The following is a 17310-nucleotide window of genomic DNA, read 5'->3' as shown; positions in this document are numbered from 1 at the left end:
CCCTCCCCCTAACCCCCTCCCGCAAGGGGAGGGGGGACAAGAGAAAAATGGATCTCAGCTGTTCCGAAAGGTTTCGCAAGCGAGAGAGGCGACACCGCCTTGATGCGATCGGACGACCCGATCCGACCTCAACTCATCCCGTTCCAGCCAGCGCCAGCGCGGCGAGGACGGCGATCAGGACCAGTTGCGCCCCGGCGATCCACAGCAGCCGGGTGCGGAACGGCTCCTTGCGTGTCTTGTGGCGCAGCAGCCGCTGCCCGGCGATGGCGCCGGGCGTGCCGCCGATCGCCGCCACGGCCAGCAGCGTGCGCTCCGGGATCCGGCGCCGGCCGGCGACGGCGCACCATTTGTCCCAGGCGAACAGGGCGAAGGCGGCCAGGCTGGCGGCGAGGAGATACAGCGCCAGGGCGGTCATTCGATCGGAAGGATGGGTCGGTCGAAGCGGAAGGCGCTTTCCGCCAGCATGGCGCCGCCGAAGCGCTCCAGCCGGTCGGCATAGGGTTCGCCGCCGAGATGGCGGTAGAAGCCGGTGGCGCGGAAATTGGCGGTCAGGGCCCACAGCATGAAGGGGGTCATGCCGCGCTCGGCGAACCAGTCGGAGGACGCGGCCATCAGCGCCCGTCCGTGCCCCTTCCCCTTCGCCCGGTCGAGCAGGTAGAGGGCGAAGATCTCGCCCCAGTTCCAGCCCGGCGCGCCGCGGGCCCGGCCGCACAGGGCGAAGCCGACCGGCACCGCGCCGCCGGCCGGGGTCGGGTCCAGCGCCAGGAAGGTCGCGGTGCCGTCCTCATAGGCCAGCGAGCGCTCATGGCCGCGCTCGCGCTGGGTCACGGTCATGCGGTCGAGATACTCGTCCGGCACCAGGCCGCGATAGGTCTCCTGCCAGGACTGGACATGGATCCGCGCGATCGCCGGCGCATCGGCCAGGATCGCGCGGCGGATCATGTCAGCCTTCCTCTTCCGCCGCCTCGCCGGCATCGGCGGCCTCGCCGACGTCAGTCTCACCGGCCTTCGGCCCGCGCTCCAGCACCGCGAGGAAGAAGCCGTCGGTGCCGTTGGCCGCGGGCGACAGGCGCAGCATGCCGGTGGTCGGGGCCGGGCCGGTGCCGACCGTCTCGTCCCACACCGTCTCGACCGGCAGCAGCCGGTAGTCGGGATGGGCGGCCAGGAAGCCCTCGACCTGCGCCTCGTTCTCCTCGCGCAGCAGCGAGCAGGTGGCGTAGATCACCCGGCCGCCATCCGGCTTGGCCAGGCGGGCGGCGCTGTCCAGGATCTCGCGCTGGACGCCCAGCAGGCGCTCCAGGTCCATCGGCCGCCAGCGCGCATCCGGGTTGCGGCGCCACGCGCCGGTGCCGGTGCAGGGCACGTCGACCAGCACCCGGTCGAACTTGCCGCGCTGCTTCTTCACCCAGCGGTCGCGCTCGTTCTCCAGCAGGCGCGGCTCGACATTGTCGATGCCGGCGCGGCGCAGCCGCTCCTTGCCGCGGTCGAGCCGGCCCTTGGACACGTCGCAGGCGACGACCCGGCCCTTGCCCTTCATCCGCGCCGCCAGGGCCAGCGCCTTGCCGCCGGCGCCGGAGCAGAAATCGACCACCTGCTGGCCCGGCCGGGCGTCGACCAGAAGGGCGACCAGCTGCGAGCCCTCGTCCTGCACTTCGATCAGGCCGGACTGGAAGGCGGGGTGGCGGCCCAGCTGCGGCCGGCCCTTGACCCGGATTCCCAGCGGCGACAGCGGCGTCGCCACGACATCGAGCTTGCCGGCGGTCAGCGTCTGCAGCACCTCGTCGCGGGTGCCGCGCAGCTCGTTGACCCGCAGGTCGAGCGGCGCCTGGTCGAGCAGCGCGTTGACCTCGACCTCGAAGCGGTCGCCGAACATGGCCTCCAGTGAGGGCGAGGCCCAGTCCGGGATCTCGCTGCGCACCGGCTTCGGCATGTCGGGATGGTCGAGCGGCTGGCCGGCCGTGGCCTTGACCAGCTTGTCCTCGGGTCCGTCCAGCGGGATCGGCGCGTAGGTCTCGCCCGAGAACAGGCGGCCCATGTCCTTGACCGCGATGCCCTCGGCCAGAGTGAGCTCGGCGATCACCCGGTTGCGCGGCGTGTCCTCGGCCTCGACCCGGGCTAGCCACCAGCCCAGCCGGGCGTGATGGCGCAGCACGGCGTAGACGCGAGCGGCGACCTCGCTGCGGTCCTTGGACCCGATGAAGCGGCGGGTGCGGAAATAGGCCGAGACCAGGGCGTCGGCGGGGCGGTTCTCGATGCCGAGGCGTTCGAGAATGTCGATCGTGGCCTGGATGCGGGCGGAAGGGGTCATGGACTCAAGCGTAACAGGAAAACGCGCCTTCTACCGCGCTTCGCCTGTGCCGCGCCAGCGTTTGCCCGACGGCGCGGGCGAGCTATGCGTTTGCCGGTATCAGGCTGCCTGGAGCCCCGCCTGCCATTCCTCGCGCACATCGGCCTCGGGATCCTCCGGCCGCGCCGCCGCCGCCCGGCGCAGACCGTCCCGGCCGAGCAGGCGGCCGAGGGCCCAGACCGCGGCGCCGCGGACCAGGGCCGAGGCATCGTCCAGCAGCGGCTCGACCGCCGGCGCCAGCGCCGGATCGCCGCTGTTGCCGATGGCGACCAGCACGTTGCGCAGGAAGCGGTCGCGGCCGATGCGCTTGATCGGCGAGCCGGAGAAGGCGGCGCGGAAGCCGGCATCGTCGAAGCGCAGCAGCGACACCAGCGCCGGGCCGTTCAGCTCCGGCCGCGGCGCCAGCGCCGCCTCGCGACCCGCGGCGGCGAACTTGTTCCACGGGCACACCGCCAGGCAGTCGTCGCAGCCATAGATGCGGTTGCCGAGCAGCGGCCGCATCTCGCGCGGGATCGGGCCCTTGTGCTCGATCGTCAGGTAGGAGATGCAGCGCCTGGCGTCGAGCCGGTAGGGCGCCGGGAAGGCCGATGTCGGGCAGATGTCGAGGCAGGAGCGGCAGGAGCCGCAGCGGTCGCGCTCCGGCTCATCCGGCGGCAGCTCGATCGCCAGGTAGATCTCGCCCAGGAACAGCCAGGAGCCCCAGTCGCGCGACACCAGGTTGGTGTGCTTGCCCTGCCAGCCGATCCCGGCCTGCATCGCCAGCGGCTTCTCCATCACCGGCGCGGTGTCGACGAAGACCTTCAACTCGGTCTCGAAGCTGCGGTGGATCCAGCCGCCCAGCGCCTTCAGCTTCTTCTTGACCACGTCGTGGTAGTCGCGGCCCTGGGCGTAGACCGAGATCACCCCCCTCTCCCGCTCCCGCAGCAGCGGCAGCGGGTCCTCGGCCGGGCCGTAGTTGAGGCCGAGCGACAGCACGGTCAGGGCGTCGGGCCACAGAATCTGCGGGTCGGCGCGGCGGTCGGCATTCGCCTCCAGCCAGCCCATGTCGCCGTGCTGGCCCTCGCCGAGGAACAGCTCCAGCCGCTCCCGCAGCCTGGGATCGGGCGCGGCGGCGGCGAAGCCGGCGCTGCCGAAGCCGAGGGCGAAGGCCTCGGCCCGGATACGGTCTTTGATGGCGGCCGCGCCGCTCATCCCCGTCCGCGGTAGGGCGGCACGCCCTGGTCGGGCAGCCACAGCCCGTCGGGCGCCGGCCCGCTCTGGTAGAACACGTCGATCGGGATGCCGCCGCGCGGGTACCAGTAGCCGCCGATGCGCAGCCAGCGCGGCTTCATCGCCTTGATCAGCCGCTCCGCCACATAGACGGTGCAGTCCTCGTGGAAGGCGCCGTGGTTGCGGAATGAACCGAGGAACAGCTTCAGCGACTTGCTCTCGACGATCTTCGCCGCCGGGGCGTAGTCGATCACCAGATGGGCGAAGTCGGGCTGGCCGGTCATCGGACACAGCGAGGTGAACTCCGGCGCGGTGAAGCGCACCAGATAGAGCTGCTTCGGGCGCGGGTTCGGCACCGTCTCCAGCACAGCCTCTTCCGGCGAGGCCGGCAGCGCCGTGGCCTGGCCGAGCTGGGTGAGCGCTTCCGTGCCCTTCGTCTTGCGGGCCATGGTGTCTCCTCAGAGGGCCGCGATGTCGCCCAGCGCCTGCTCCGCCTCGAAGGCGGCGGCGAAGGCGTCGAGCGTGCCGGCGGCGATGGCGCCGCGCAGCCCGGCCATCAGGTCCTGATAATAGGTCAGATTGTGCTGGGTCAGCAGCATCAGACCCAGCACCTCCTCGCTGCGCACCAGATGGTGCAGATAGGCGCGGCTGTAGCTGCGGCAGGCCGGGCAGCGGCAGCTGTCGTCCAGCGGCCGCTGGTCGTCCTGGTGGCGGGCGTTGCGCAGGTTGACCGTGCCGCGGCGGGTGAAGGCCTGGCCGGTGCGGCCGGAGCGGGTCGGCAGCACGCAGTCGAACATGTCGACGCCGCGGCGCACCGAGCCGACCAGGTCGGACGGCTTGCCCACCCCCATCAGGTAGCGGGGCCGGTCGTCCGGCAGCGCCGGCACGGTGACGTCGAGGGCGGCGAACATCCGCTCCTGCCCCTCGCCCACCGCCAGGCCGCCGATGGCGTAGCCCTCGAAGCCGATCGCGGTCAGCGCCGTGGCGGATTCCAGCCGCAGCTCAGGGTACACGCTGCCCTGGACGATGCCGAACTGGCCGAAGCCGGGCCGGGCGACGAAGGCGTCGCGCGAGCGCTGAGCCCAGCCCATCGACAGGCGCATCGAGCTGGCCGCCACCTCCGGCTCCGCCGGGAACGGCGTGCACTCGTCGAAGGCCATGGTGATGGTGGCGTCGAGCAGGTGCTGGATCTCGGTCGACCGCGCCGGGGACAGCCGGTGCTCGCTGCCGTCGAGATGCGAGCGGAAGGTCACCCCGTCCTTGTCCATGCGCCGCAGCTGCGACAGCGACATCACCTGGAAGCCGCCGGAATCGGTCAGGATCGGGCCGGGCCAGTTCATGAAGCGGTGCAGGCCGCCCAGCCGGGCCACCCGCTCCGCCCCCGGGCGCAGCATCAGGTGATAGGTGTTGCCCAGCACGATCTGCGCGCCGGTGGCCGCCACCTCCTCCGGCCGCATCGCCTTCACCGTCGCGGCGGTGCCGACCGGCATGAAGGTCGGGGTCTGGACCACGCCATGGGCGGTGTGCAGGCGGCCGGTGCGGGCGGCGCCGTCGCGCGCCAGGGGCTCGAGGCGGAAGGCGGGTTCAGTCATCTCGATCCGACCGGTGCAGCAGGCAGGCGTCGCCATAGGAGTAGAAACGGTAGCCCGTGGCGATGGCATGGGCATAGGCCCGGGTCATCCGATCCATGCCGGCGAAGGCGCAGACCAGCATGAACAGGGTCGACCGCGGCAGGTGGAAATTCGTCACCAGCAGGTCGACGGCGCGGAAGCGGTAGCCCGGGGTGATGAAGATCGCGGTCGACCCGTCGAAGGGCCGCACGGTGCCGTCATCGGCCGCCGCGCTCTCCAGCAGGCGCAGGCTGGTGGTGCCGACCGAGACGATGCGGCCGCCGGCGGCGCGCGCGGCGTTGACCCGGTCCGCGGCCTCGGCGGTCAGCACGCCGCGTTCGGCATGCATGACATGGCCTTCGACCGTGTCGCTCTTGACCGGCAGGAAGGTGCCGGCGCCGACATGCAGGGTCAGGCGCACCGTCTCGATGCCCCGCGCGGCCAGCGCGTCGAGCAGCGGCGGGGTGAAGTGCAGCCCCGCGGTCGGTGCGGCGACGGCGCCGTCATACCGGGCGAAGACGGTCTGGTAGTCGGCGCGGTCGCGCTCGTCCGGCCCATCCGGCCGGTCGATATAGGGCGGCAGCGGGATCTCGCCGTGGCGCTGCAGCTGGGCGGCCAGGTCGGCTGGATCATCAAACGCGACCTCGACCTCGCCGGCCTCGCCCTTGGCGACGATGGTGGCGGCGAAATCATCGGCGAAGCGCACGACGTCGCCGGGCTTCAGCTTCTTCGCCGGGCGGGCGAAGGCGCGCCAGCGACCGGCCTCGGCCGGCTGGTGCAGCATGATCTCGATACCCGCCAGGCCGCGCTTGCCGTGCAGCCGGGCGGGGATGACGCGGGTATCGTTGACCACCAGCAAGTCGCCGGCCCTGAGCCGCCCCGGCAGGTCGCCGATCCGGCGGTCGGTCAGGCCGTCGGCCGCGACCTCCAGCAGCCGGGCGGCGTCGCGCGGCTCGGCCGGCCGGTCGGCGATCAACTGCCGCGGCAGGTCGAAATCGAACTCGTCGACACGCATGGCGAAGGCCGGGTCAGCCGTTCTGCAGCGCCGGCATCGGCATGAAAAGGTTCATCAGCGCCCGGAACGGGGCCAGGAACAGCAGGGCGCAGGCCAGCTTCACCGCCAGGTCGCCGGCCATCAGGGTCAGCAGCGGCAGGCCGGTGCCGGCGAAGGCGATGGTGAAGAAAAGCGCGGTGTCGACCACCGAGCCGAGGGCCGAGCCGATGAAGGGGGCGCGCCACCAGGCGGCGCGGCGCAGCCGGTCGAAGATGTGGATGTCGAGCAGCTGCCCGACCAGGAAGGCGGTGCCGGAGGCGACGGCGATGCGCCAATCCGCCAGCCACAGCGACAGCAGGATGGCGAGCGCGAAGCCGACATAGACGACCTGGCGGGCGCGGCGCGGACCGAAGAAGCGGTTGGTCAGGTCGGTGACCAGGAAGGTGACCGGATAGGTGAAGGCACCCCAGGTCAGCCAGTCGTTGATCGGGAACTGGACCAGATAGTTCGAGGCCACCACGACGGTGATCATCGCGATCAGCGCCAGGCCCATGCCGCGGGTTTCGGTGCGCAAGACAGGCTCTTCCAATACAAAACGCCCGCGGCGCAGCCCTCGGCGCCCGGGTCCGGTGGGGCTTTTAGCGCAACTCGGGCGGCTTGGCCACCCTTACGCCAGGCGTGGTCACGCCAAGCGAGGCCGCAGCATCCGCCCCAGCAGGAACAGCACGATGCCGATCACCAGGAAGACGCCGAAGATCATGGCGAACAGGCCGGGCAGGAACCAGCGCCCGACGAAGCCGTCGATCGACGCGTCGGCCGGATCGGCAGGGTCGTAGGCGACCGGCACGCGCTGGCCGAGCGCGAAAGAGGTGCTACGCACGCCGCTGCGGAACTGCGCCGTTGCCCCCTGTCCCGTCGTGAATTCGACCACCGGACCGACGGCGAAATCGACGATGACGCCGTTGGCCTTGGCCTGCCGGCTGCTATTCATCTCCAGCAGGCCCAGCACGCCGGCGGCGACCAGCCCCAGCAGGCCGAGACAGACAAAAACCAGACCGACCTTCGATAATGCCCTGACGCCGGTGACTCGTGCCGTCGCCGCCTCCCCTCGTTTCGCTCGGGATCGGACATAAGCCGGTATTGTGGCAATCTCCGGGACGGTCAAGGCTGGACCAGCAGGAACACAACCGCACCGGCACCCAGCAGCAGGAAGGGGCTGACCCGGGTGAGCAGCAGGGACAGGCAGGAGATGCCGGCCATGGCCCAGGCCAGCACCCCGCCCTCTGCCGCCTGCAGCAGGGTGAAGGACGCGGCCAGCACCATGCCGGCGGCGACCGGCGCCAGCCCGGTCTCGACCGCGCGCTGCCACGACGCGCCGCGGTACCGCGCCCACAGCCGCGCCAGGCCGTAGACCAGCAGCGAGGACGGCACGAAGATCGCGGCGGTCGCCACCAGCGCCCCGGCCCAGCCGGCGGCCTGCCAGCCGACCAGCGTCACCAGCAGCGACCCCGGCCCCGGCGTCATGCGCGACAGGCCGAACAGGTCGAGGAAGCGGGCGTCGGTCATCCAGCCATAGACGCCGACCGACTGGCGGTGGATGTCGGCGACGATGCTCTGGCCGCCGCCGACGCTGAGGAAGGACAGCGGCACGAAGACGATCAGCAGCCGCAGCAGGATGCTGTCCATCGGCTCAATCCTTCCGCGGCCGCCAGGCGGCGTAAGCGACGCTGAGCGGCGCCAGCACCGCCATCACCGGCAGCAGCGGCAGGCGCAGCACGCCGATCGCCACGAAGGTCACGATGATGATAGCGACCGGCACGGCGGAGCGGGCCGCCCGGCGCGCGGCGTGGACGCCCATCTGCAGCGACAGCCCGACCGCGGCGGCCGCCGCCCCGGCCAGGGCCAGGTGGACGGACGGGTACTGCGCCACCTCGGCGAAGGCCGCGGCGGCGGCGATGGCGACCAGCATCGCCGGCACGATCATGCCCAGCACCCCGGCCAGCGCCCCCGGCCCGCCGCGCAGCCGGAAGCCGATCCACAGCGCCAGGTTGACGACGTTGACGCCAGGGAACGCCTGGGCCAAAGCGAGGCCGTTGAGGAAATCGGCCTCGGAGACCCAGCGCCGGTTCTGCACGAACTCCCTCAGCATCCAGCCGCTCAGGCCGCCGCCGAAGCTGGTCAGCCCGATCTTGCTGAAGGCCAGGAAGATCTGCCCCAGGCTCGGCGGCCCGGCCGGCGCCGCCGTCTCCGCTGCGGTCTCAGCCATGCCGGCCCCCGATTCTCCGCGATGCCCTCACTCAAGCGCACGTGCTGCACGACAACAAGGGGCGCGGCAATGGATCTGAGCGGATCGCCATGCCAATCCCGCCGACGTATCGACAGCTGTTGACACGGAGCGGTTCACGACCAATGTTTATACGGATGTATCTACAGTAGATCATGTGAGGGTCCGGATGCGGATGACTGTGAAGAAATGGGGCAACAGCGCCGCCGTGCGCATCCCCGCTTCGATCATGGAGGTCGCCCAGATCTCGATCGACCAGCCGGTGGATGTGCGGCTGGAACGTGGCCGGATCGTCATCGAGCCGATCTTGGAAGACGGCATCGCCGGCGCCGATCTCGACACCTTGCTGGCCGGCGTTACCGACGAAAACCGGCACGACGCGGTGGAATTCGGTCCAGCCGTCGGCAAGGAAGTCTGGTAGATGGCCAAGCCGCCCGCCTACGTCCCTGATCGCGGCGATGTCATCTGGATCGACTTCGATCCCCAGGCAGGCCATGAGCAGGCTGGGCACCGCCCCGCCCTCGTCCTGTCGCCTGCGGTCTACAATGCCAAGGTCGGACTGCTGATCGCCTGCCCGATGACGACGAAGCTCAAGGGCTACCCCTTCGAGGTTCCAATCGCCGGCGCCGCCCCCAGTGCAGCGCTGGCCGATCAGGTGAAGTCTCTCGACTGGCGAGCACGTGGTGCGGCCTTCAAAGGCCGAGCCTCAGCCAACGAAGTGATGGACGTCCGCAAGAAGCTTCGCGCGTTGGTCTAGCGCCGCGCCTCAGAACTCCTCGACGCTGAGCACGCCGGGCACCGACTTCAGCGCCGCCTTGGCCCGGCCGCCGACGGCGTAGCCGCCGGGCAGTTCCATCTCGACCTCCTCGGTCGGCGACAGCAGCAGCTGCAGGTTGACCTTGCAACGCCCCTGCCCTTCGCGGTCGAGCAGCCCGTGCAGCGGCTGGATCGCATGCACCCCGTCGACATAGATGACGAAGCGGGCGGGGCTATTCGCCAGGGCCTGATCGATCGGCTCGACCGACGTCGCGGTCAGCCGCAGCTCCTCGCCGCGGCTCTGGATCTCCACGGTCATCGCCAAAGCGGCGCCGACCTCGAGCAGCTGCCGGGCCGTGGCCAGGGTCTCGGCGAAGAAGGTGACCTCGAACACGCCGCTGGCGTCGGAGAAGGTGCCGAAGCACATGCGGTTGCCGGTCTTGGTCGTCATCTCGCGCTTCGCCATCAGGATGCCGGCGAGGCGGAGCTGGGTCTGGCCGAGCCGTATCTTCTGGCCGATCTCGGCCGAGCGCACCGAGCGGAGGCGCTTGGTGTTGTAAGTGTCGAGCGGATGGGCCGACAGGTAGAAGCCGACCGCGTCGAACTCCTGCCGCAACCGCTCCAACGAATCCCAGTCCGGGATGCTGGGCAGCGGCGGCGCGCTCAGCCCGCCGCCTGATGGGCCGCCGAACAGGCCGATCTGGCCGCTCTCGCGCTCGGCCGCCATGGTGTGGGCGTAGCGCAGCAGTGTCTCGAAGGAGGCGACGACGCGGGCACGGTTGCCGTCGATCGAATCGAAGGCGCCGGCGCGGGCCAGGTTCTCCAGCTGGCGCTTGTTCATGAGCTTGAGGTCGAGCCGCCGGGCCAGGTCGAACAGGTCTTTAAAGGGCCCGCCGCGCTCGCGCTCGATCACCAGGCTGCGCATCGCCTCGGGCCCCACGCCCTTGATCGCGCCGAGGGCGTAGCGGATGGCCTTGTTGCCGTCGGGCAGCGCCTCGACCGCGAACACCGCCTCCGATTTGTTGATGTCGGGGATCAGCAGCTTGATGCGCAGGCGCGTCAGCTCCTGCCGGAAGACGTTCAGCTTGTCGGTGTTGCCGAGGTCGAGCGTCATCGACGCCGCCAGGAACTCGACCGGATGGTTCGCTTTCAGATAGGCGGTCTGGTAGGCGACGATGGCATAGGCGGCGGCATGCGACTTGTTGAAGCCGTAGCCGGCGAACTTCTCGACCTGGTCGAAGATGGTGGAGGCCTGGCCGGCCGGCACGCCGCGGGCCACCGCGCCCTCGACGAAGGTGGCCTTCTGGGCATCCATCTCCGCCTTGATCTTCTTGCCCATGGCGCGGCGCAGCAGGTCGGCGCCGCCGAGCGAATAGCCCGCCAGCGTCTGCGCCACCTGCATCACCTGCTCCTGATAGACCATGATGCCGTAGGTCTCTTCCAGGATCGGCTGCAGCGACGGATGCAGGTAGTCGGGCGCCTTGGTGCCGTTCTTGACCTCGATGAAGGTGGGGATGTTGTCCATCGGGCCGGGGCGGTACAGCGCCACCAGCGCGATGATGTCGCCGATGCGGCTCGGCTTCATCCGGCGCAGCACGTCGCGCATGCCCGAGCTTTCCAGCTGGAACACGCCGGTCGCCTCCGCCCGGCCGAGCATGGTGTAGGTCGGCGTGTCGTCGAGCGGGATATGCGCCAGGTCGATCTCGACGCCGCTGGCCTTCAGCAGGTTCTCGGCGGTGCGCAGCACGGTGAGCGTCTTCAGGCCGAGGAAGTCGAACTTCACCAGCCCGGCCTGCTCGACATACTTCATGTTGAACTGGGTGGCCGGGATCGGCGAGCGCGGGTCTCGGTACAGCGCCACCAGCTCGTGCAGCGGCCGGTCGCCGATGACGACGCCGGCGGCGTGGGTCGAGGCGTGGCGGTACAGCCCCTCCAGCTTCATCGCCAGGTCGATCAGGTGGCGCACCGCCGGGTCGTTGTCGCGCTCCTGCTGCAGCGCCGGCTCGCCCTCGATCGCCTGGGTCAGGGTGACCGGGTTGGCCGGGTTGTTCGGCACCAGCTTGCAGATCCGGTCGACCTGGCCGTAGGGCATCTGCAGCACGCGGCCGACGTCGCGCAGCACGGCGCGGGCCTGCAGCTTTCCGAAGGTGATGATCTGCGCGACCCGGTCGTGGCCGTATTTGTCGCGGACATAGGTGATCACCTCGTCCCGCCGGTCCTGGCAGAAGTCGATGTCGAAGTCCGGCATCGACACGCGCTCGGGATTCAGGAAGCGCTCGAACAGCAGGCCGAAGCGCAGCGGGTCGAGATCGGTGATGGTCAGCACCCAGGCGACGACCGAGCCGGCGCCGGAGCCGCGGCCCGGCCCGACCGGGATGTCGTGCGCCTTGGACCATTTGATGAAGTCCGCGACGATCAGGAAGTAGCCCGGGAACCCCATCTTCTCGATGACGTCGAGCTCGTAGTCGAGCCGGGCGGTGTATGTCTCCCGCACCGCCGCGCGCTCCTCCGCCGTCATCTCCGGCGTGTAGACATGCGCCTCCAGCCGGGCTTTCAGCCCCTCATGGGCCTGGGCACGCAATTCCTCCACCTCGGTCCGGCCGGCCTCGCTCGGGAAGGTCGGCAGGATCGGGTCCCGCTTCTTCGGCATCACCGCGCAGCGCCGGGCGATCACCATCGTGTTGTCGACCGCCTCCGGCAGGTCGGCGAAGAGCTGGCGCATCTCCTCGGCCGAGCGGAAGCGGTGGTCGCGCGTCACCCGCCGGCGGTTGGCCTCGACCACATAGGTGCCGTCGGCGATGCACAAGAGGGCGTCATGCGCCTCGTACATGTCCTCGCCGGCGAAGAAGCAGTCATTGGTGGCGACGAGCGGCACGTCCTCCTGATAGGCGAGGTCGATCAGCCCGGCCTCGATCCGGTCCTCCTCGTCCATGCCGTGGCGCATCAGCTCGACATAGAGCCGGCCGGGGAACAGCGACTTCAGGGTGCGCAGCGTGGCCAGCGCCCGGTCCGGATGCTCGGCCAGCAGCAGGCGGCCGACCGGGCCCCGCGGCCCGCCGGTCAGGGCGATGACGCCCTCGGTGTGGCCCTCCAGCGCCTCCAGCGCGAGCTGCGGCGCCAGCCCCTGCTCGGTCTCCAGATAGGCGCGGCTGGTCAGCGCCATCAGGTTCTCGTAGCCGCGCTCGTCCTGCGCCAGCAGCACCAGGCAGTCCGGGTCGGCGATGGCCGGGCCGCCGACGCGGGCGCCCGACTCCGTTTCCGCCCGGGTGATGCTGAGGATGGTGCCGATGATCGGCTGGATGCCGTAGTCCTTGGCGGCGAAGGAGAATTCCAGCGCGCCGAACAGGTTGCCGGTGTCGGTGACCGCGACGGCGGGCATCTGCAGCTTCTTGCAGATGCCGACCAGCTCCTTGGTCTTGATCGCCCCTTCCGAGAGGGAATAGGCGCTGTGCACGCGCAGATGGACGAAATCGGCGTGTGGCATGCGGCGGCTCTCCGCGGCGACGGAACAGGGGCGGCCCGATGGAATCGGGCAACGGCTTATTGATAGGCTATCTTACACAATAACCGAACCAAAAACTGTCATGCCCGGGCTTGACCCGGGCATCCAGAAACTGTCGAGATCTTCTGGATTGCCGGGTCAAGCCCGGCAATGACAATAAAAGAACTATCGTGTCAGTCGTATATTCTCGCTAACGCCGTTGCCCGAGCCATCGCGCCATGCGCTGCATGGCCTCGTCCTGCGTCAGCGTTCGCCCATCCTCGACCGCCTGATCGCCGTGGGCGATGCCTTCGAGCTGCGCAATGAGGACCGATTCGCGGTTCCGCTCCAACTCGGCGAGGAGGTCGATGGCCCTGCGCCCAAGGGTTGTCGTCGGTTCGCTTCGCATGTCGCAATCTTAAGGGATCGCCTTACCCCGAGCAAACATTCACTCGTATCGCAAGGCCTCGACCGGGTCGAGCCGCGCGGCCCGCCAGGCGGGGTAGATCGAAGCCAGCAGCGACAGGGCCAGCGCCATGCCGCAGACCAGCAGGACCTCGGCGGTGTCGATCTCGGTCGGGATCCGGGTCAGGGAGTATTGCCTGGGGTCGAAGATCGGCGTGCCGGTCAACTGCTGCAGCCATTGCCGCAGAGTTTCCAGGCTGTCGGCCAGGGCGATGCCGAGGCCGAGCCCGGCCAGGGTGCCGATGACGCCGATGGTGGCACCGGCCAGGAAGAAGATGCGCAGGATCGATCCGCGCGTGGCGCCCATGGTGCGCAGGATGGCGATGTCGGCACCCTTCTCCTTCACCAGCATGATCAGGCTGGAGATGATGTTGAAGGCGGCCACCAGAACGATCAGCGACAGGATCACGAAGAGCACATTGCGTTGCCCGGCGACGATGTCGAGATAGCCGGACAGCCACTGCTTCCAGTCGAGGAAGCGGACTCCGGAACCAGCGGCTTGCTGCAGGGCCATGGCGATCTCGCCGATCCGGTCCGGGTCGCGGACCATGAGGTCGAGCCGGGAGACGCCCTGGCCGAGGCCGAGGAGCGACTGCGCCGCCGGCAGCGGCAGCACGGCGACGCTCGTGTCGAAATCGTAGAGACCGGCGTCGAAGATCGCGGCCACGGTGAAGGCGCGCGCGGTCGGGCCGGCGGATTGCGCGCCCTGCCCCGCGGCGCCCGGCGCCAGCAGCGTCAGCTTCCCGCCGAGGCCGAGACCGAGCTTCTCGGCCAGGCCGCGGCCGATCGCCACCGCGTCGCCGCCGGTGAAGGCGCCGGGCGCTTGCAGCTGCAGGTTCTGCGCGATCAGCGGCCGGGCCAGGAAATCCTCCGGCCTCTCGCCGCGGATCTGCACTCCGGCCGCGGCCCTGCCGGCGCTGGCCAGCGCCTGGCCCTCGACCACCGGCAGCACCCGGGTGACGCCGTCGACCCCGCGCAGCCGATCGGCCCTCTCCTCGTAGTCGCCCATGTCGCGGCCGCCCAGCGGGGCAACACTGACATGGGCGTTGAGGCCGAGGAACCGGGCCAGCAGCTCGGTCTGGAAGCCGTTCATCACCGAGGTCACGGTGATCAGCGTGGCGACGCCGATGATGATGCCGAGCAGCGAGAAGCCGGCGATCAGCGAGACGAAGCCCTGGCCGCGGCGGGCCCGCAGGTAGCGGAAGGCGACGGTGCGTTCGAAGGCGTTGAACATCGGATAGCTCTTACACTCGCCGGTACAGCAAGGCACGTCCTGATGGAATCAACTGCAGCAGGATGTCGAAGTCGGCGATGTTCGCCGTCAACACGGCCAAGCCAAGCTTCTGCGCCTGCAGGAATAGGGTACAGTCGTGCAGGGTACGCATCTTGTGGTCGGCGGCATAGCCCTGAAGACGGCACAGCATCCCGGACAGCAGCGCCGCCCGCCCCAGGACATCCGGGTCCGGTGCGAACACCCGATGAGGTGGCATCGACCTGATCACCAGGCGGATCTGGGCGATGGCCGCCGGCGTCCGGGTATCGGTCGGGTCGAGCGCACCGACCAGATGCATGAGTTCCTGAATCGCAATCGTCGAGTGGTTGGTCGGGCGACGCTCGATCAGGTCATTCAGACTCGCAGGCGAGCGGTTCCCAATTTGGTCGATATAGACGCAAGTATCGAGCAACACCCCCCGCCGATCGATGTCACCCTCGGTGATGAAAGGGAGTGCAACATCCTGCCGCCGCGCGAGCGTTCGCTGCCGATCGAAGCGTGCCCATCGCAGGGCAGCATCGAAATCGAAATCGGCCACTCAGTATTCGAGTTTCAAATTAGAATCGACCGTACCGCGGATATCCTCAAAAACCTCGACAAAATTACTTTCCAGCGCCAGACAGGCCAGGGCGAACTCGATCAGATCGGTGTCGCTCTCGATGCCAGTTAGCCGCTTGGCTTCCGCGACCAGCCGCGGGCTGACCTGGACACCGATACGGTCACTCTTGTCGCGCAGCAGGCCCAACCGTCTGGCCGCCGCCATCACCGATTCAAACCGGGCCTTGTCGATCTCGGACGGCCGGTTGCGCGCCTTCTTCGCGGTGGCGGGCATCGATCTGGCCCCTTCATTGAAGAGAACGGAATTCTGTCAACATAGGCATGTCCACGATCAGCGACAAGCGGAGGGGCCGTATCCTTCACCGCGCCGCCAGCACGCCGTCGCGCATCTCCACAACCCGGTCCATGCGCGCGGCCAGATCCAGGTTGTGGGTCGCGATCAGGGCGCCGACGCCGGTCGAGCGCACCACCTCGACCAGCATCTCGAAGACGGCGTCCGAGGTGGTGTGGTCGAGATTGCCGGTCGGCTCGTCGGCGATCAGCACCTTCGGCGCGTTGGCCAGCGCCCGGGCGATGGCGACGCGCTGCTGCTCGCCGCCCGAGAGCTGCGCCGGGCGATGCTCCAGCCGGCCGGCCAGGCCGACCCGGGCCAGCAGCTCCTGCCCGCGCTGGCGGGCCTCGGTGCGCGAGCGCCCGGCGATCATCTGCGGCAGCACCACATTCTCGATGGCGCTGAACTCCGGCAGCAGGTGGTGGAACTGATAGACGAAGCCGATGGCCGTGCGGCGCAGCGCCGTGCGCGGCCCGTCGCCCAGGCCGTCGCAGCGCTGGCCGGCGATGGTGATCGTGCCGCCATCCGGCTGCTCCAGCAGACCGGCGATGTGCAGCAGGGTCGATTTGCCGGCGCCGCTGGGGCCGACCAGGGCGACGATCTCGCCCCCGGCCAGCGACAGTTCGGCGCCGCGCAGCACGTCCAGCCGGGTCTCACCCTGGTGGAAGCTGCGGCGGATCCCTTCGAGGCGCAGGACCTCGGCGGCGGAAGACGACATGGCGTCACTCATAGCGCAGGGCCTCCACCGGATCGAGCCGGGCGGCCCGCCAGGCCGGGAAGATCGAGGCCAGGAAGGTCAGGCCGATGGCGAGGAGGCAGACCGCCACCACCTCGCCCGGGTCGACCAGCGCCGGCAGCGAGGCCAGGAAGCTGAACTCGGCGGCGAAGGTGCCGGGGCCGAGCACGCTCTGCAGCCATTCGCGGATGGCGTCGATATTGGCGGCGAGCCCGAGGCCGAGCGCCAGCCCGGCCAGGGTGCCGACCGCGCCGATGGTGGCGCCGGCCAGGAAGAAGATGCGCAGGATCGAACCGCGCGAGGCGCCCATGGTGCGCAGGATGGCGATGTCGCCACCCTTGTCCTTCACCAGCATCACCAGGCTGGAGACGATGTTGAAGGCGGCCACCAGGATGATCAGGGTCAGGATGATGAACATGGCGCTGCGCTCGACCTGCAGCGCCGTGAAGATCGTGGCGTTGGCGTCGCGCCAGTCCGACACCTTGAGGTCCGGTCCCACCGTCTCGGCCACCCTCGCCCGCACGGTATCGAGCCGCTCCGGATCGGTGGTGAAGATGTCGAGGCCGCCGGCCTGGTCCTTCATCTGGAACAGCTGCTGCGCCGCCTCGAGCGGCATGAAGACAGTGGCGGAATCGACCTCCTGCAGCCCGGTCGTGAAGATCGCGGCCACGGTGTAGGTCTTGGCCCGCGGCACCAGCCCGAAGGCGGTGCGATTGAAATGCGGCGTGACCAATGTCAGCTCGTCGCCCAGGCGGACGCCGAACTGCCCGGCCAGGCCGCTGCCGATGGCGACCCCGTCGGTGCCGGAGAAATCCTCCGGCCGGTCGATCAGGATCGACCGGGCGATCGCGGGCCGGGCCAGGAAATCCGCCGGCTCGACGCCCCGCACCGCCGCCGGCGCGCCCTGCAGGCTGGTGAAGTCGGAATCGCGGCTGACCAGCGCCTGGTCCTCGATCACCGGCGTCACCCGCACCACGCCCGGCACCTGCCGCAGCTTGTCGGCCAGCGGACCATAATCCGGCAGGCCGGCCCCGGCCGCGGCGCTGACCTTGAGATGGGCGTCGAAGCCGAGCACGCGCTGCACCAGCTGGGCGCGGAAGCCGTTCATCACCGACATGACGATGATCAGCGTCGCCACCCCCAGCAGGATGCCGAGGAAGGAGAAGCCGGCGATGACGGAGATGAAGCCCTCCTTCCTGCGGGCCCGCAGGTAGCGGAAGGCGACGGTCCGTTCGAAGGCGTTGAACATGCGGGGCGCCGGCCGTT

The 17310-nt window shown here is 69.6% G+C and carries 20 protein-coding genes; 2 read left to right on the top strand and 18 right to left on the bottom strand.

Annotation, left to right across the window (positions count from 1 at the left end; translation table 11 throughout):
• Window positions 1-133: 133 nt before the first annotated feature.
• The 11 genes from ACTOWL_RS26695 to ACTOWL_RS26645 all read right to left on the bottom strand — a co-directional run bounded on the left by ACTOWL_RS26695 (window position 134) and on the right by ACTOWL_RS26645 (window position 8426).
• Window positions 134-415: a DUF1294 domain-containing protein gene (locus tag ACTOWL_RS26695; RefSeq protein ID WP_441324323.1), complete on the bottom strand. Its 282-nt coding sequence runs from the start codon at window positions 413-415 to the stop codon at window positions 134-136.
• A complete protein-coding gene (locus ACTOWL_RS26690) occupies window positions 412-942 on the bottom strand; it encodes a GNAT family N-acetyltransferase (RefSeq protein ID WP_441324322.1) in 531 nt (176 codons plus the stop codon). Before ACTOWL_RS26690 ends, ACTOWL_RS26695 begins: the two co-directional genes overlap by 4 nt.
• A gap of 1 nt (window position 943) precedes the next feature.
• Complete coding sequence (locus ACTOWL_RS26685; RefSeq protein ID WP_441324321.1) at window positions 944-2308, bottom strand: RsmB/NOP family class I SAM-dependent RNA methyltransferase; 1365 nt, start codon at window positions 2306-2308, stop codon at window positions 944-946.
• 99 nt (window positions 2309-2407) lie between these two features.
• A complete protein-coding gene (gene queG / locus ACTOWL_RS26680) occupies window positions 2408-3538 on the bottom strand; it encodes a tRNA epoxyqueuosine(34) reductase QueG (RefSeq protein WP_441324320.1) in 1131 nt (376 codons plus the stop codon).
• Window positions 3535-4005, bottom strand: coding sequence for a preQ(1) synthase (gene queF, locus ACTOWL_RS26675; RefSeq protein ID WP_441324319.1), 471 nt, complete (start codon window positions 4003-4005; stop codon window positions 3535-3537). Before queF ends, queG begins: the two co-directional genes overlap by 4 nt.
• Window positions 4006-4014: 9 nt before the next feature.
• The gene (tgt, locus tag ACTOWL_RS26670; protein WP_441324318.1) at window positions 4015-5148 is read right to left on the bottom strand and encodes a tRNA guanosine(34) transglycosylase Tgt; all 1134 of its coding nucleotides are present in this window, start codon (window positions 5146-5148) and stop codon (window positions 4015-4017) included.
• Window positions 5141-6181 (bottom strand): tRNA preQ1(34) S-adenosylmethionine ribosyltransferase-isomerase QueA, encoded by a 1041-nt coding sequence (gene queA / locus ACTOWL_RS26665; RefSeq protein ID WP_441324317.1) that lies wholly within the window; start codon window positions 6179-6181, stop codon window positions 5141-5143. Before queA ends, tgt begins: the two co-directional genes overlap by 8 nt.
• Window positions 6182-6194: 13 nt before the next feature.
• Window positions 6195-6734, bottom strand: a complete 540-nt coding sequence (locus tag ACTOWL_RS26660; protein ID WP_441324316.1) for a queuosine precursor transporter — start codon at window positions 6732-6734, stop codon at window positions 6195-6197.
• Between the two features lie 108 nt (window positions 6735-6842).
• Window positions 6843-7325: a DUF3592 domain-containing protein gene (locus tag ACTOWL_RS26655; protein WP_441324315.1), complete on the bottom strand. Its 483-nt coding sequence runs from the start codon at window positions 7323-7325 to the stop codon at window positions 6843-6845.
• On the bottom strand, window positions 7322-7846 hold the full coding sequence (locus ACTOWL_RS26650; protein WP_441324314.1) for a chromate transporter: 525 nt from the start codon (window positions 7844-7846) through the stop codon (window positions 7322-7324). The genes ACTOWL_RS26655 and ACTOWL_RS26650 overlap by 4 nt, the downstream gene beginning before the upstream one ends.
• A gap of 4 nt (window positions 7847-7850) precedes the next feature.
• The gene (locus tag ACTOWL_RS26645) at window positions 7851-8426 is read right to left on the bottom strand and encodes a chromate transporter (protein WP_441324313.1); all 576 of its coding nucleotides are present in this window, start codon (window positions 8424-8426) and stop codon (window positions 7851-7853) included.
• 199 nt (window positions 8427-8625) lie between these two features.
• Here ACTOWL_RS26645 and ACTOWL_RS26640 point away from each other — a divergent pair, with 199 nt between their 5' ends.
• Both ACTOWL_RS26640 and mazF read left to right on the top strand, forming a co-directional pair.
• Window positions 8626-8865: an AbrB/MazE/SpoVT family DNA-binding domain-containing protein gene (locus tag ACTOWL_RS26640; protein WP_441324312.1), complete on the top strand. Its 240-nt coding sequence runs from the start codon at window positions 8626-8628 to the stop codon at window positions 8863-8865.
• Window positions 8866-9201: an endoribonuclease MazF gene (gene mazF, locus ACTOWL_RS26635; RefSeq protein ID WP_441324311.1), complete on the top strand. Its 336-nt coding sequence runs from the start codon at window positions 8866-8868 to the stop codon at window positions 9199-9201. It begins immediately after the preceding gene.
• 9 nt (window positions 9202-9210) lie between these two features.
• Here the strand turns inward: mazF and dnaE are convergent, their stop codons facing one another.
• The 7 genes from dnaE to ACTOWL_RS26600 form a co-directional block, all read right to left on the bottom strand.
• Complete coding sequence (gene dnaE, locus ACTOWL_RS26630) at window positions 9211-12684, bottom strand: DNA polymerase III subunit alpha (RefSeq protein ID WP_441324310.1); 3474 nt, start codon at window positions 12682-12684, stop codon at window positions 9211-9213.
• A gap of 208 nt (window positions 12685-12892) precedes the next feature.
• On the bottom strand, window positions 12893-13090 hold the full coding sequence (locus ACTOWL_RS26625) for a hypothetical protein (protein WP_441324309.1): 198 nt from the start codon (window positions 13088-13090) through the stop codon (window positions 12893-12895).
• A gap of 39 nt (window positions 13091-13129) precedes the next feature.
• A complete protein-coding gene (locus tag ACTOWL_RS26620; RefSeq protein ID WP_441324308.1) occupies window positions 13130-14380 on the bottom strand; it encodes a lipoprotein-releasing ABC transporter permease subunit in 1251 nt (416 codons plus the stop codon).
• A gap of 10 nt (window positions 14381-14390) precedes the next feature.
• Complete coding sequence (locus ACTOWL_RS26615; protein ID WP_441324307.1) at window positions 14391-14957, bottom strand: type II toxin-antitoxin system VapC family toxin; 567 nt, start codon at window positions 14955-14957, stop codon at window positions 14391-14393.
• Window positions 14958-15251 carry a hypothetical protein gene (locus ACTOWL_RS26610; RefSeq protein WP_441324306.1) on the bottom strand — a complete coding sequence of 98 codons (294 nt, stop codon included), beginning with the start codon at window positions 15249-15251 and terminating at the stop codon, window positions 14958-14960.
• Window positions 15252-15336: 85 nt separating this feature from the next.
• Window positions 15337-16026: an ABC transporter ATP-binding protein gene (locus ACTOWL_RS26605; RefSeq protein WP_441324305.1), complete on the bottom strand. Its 690-nt coding sequence runs from the start codon at window positions 16024-16026 to the stop codon at window positions 15337-15339.
• A 4-nt stretch (window positions 16027-16030) separates the two neighbouring features.
• Window positions 16031-17293, bottom strand: coding sequence for a lipoprotein-releasing ABC transporter permease subunit (locus tag ACTOWL_RS26600; RefSeq protein ID WP_441324304.1), 1263 nt, complete (start codon window positions 17291-17293; stop codon window positions 16031-16033).
• Between the last annotated feature and the right edge of the window lie 17 nt (window positions 17294-17310).

Origin of the sequence: Inquilinus sp. CA228 (genome assembly GCF_052078665.1) — a bacterium.
GTDB lineage: Bacteria > Pseudomonadota > Alphaproteobacteria > DSM-16000 > Inquilinaceae > Inquilinus.
This window is presented reverse-complemented; position numbering and strand designations above follow the sequence as displayed.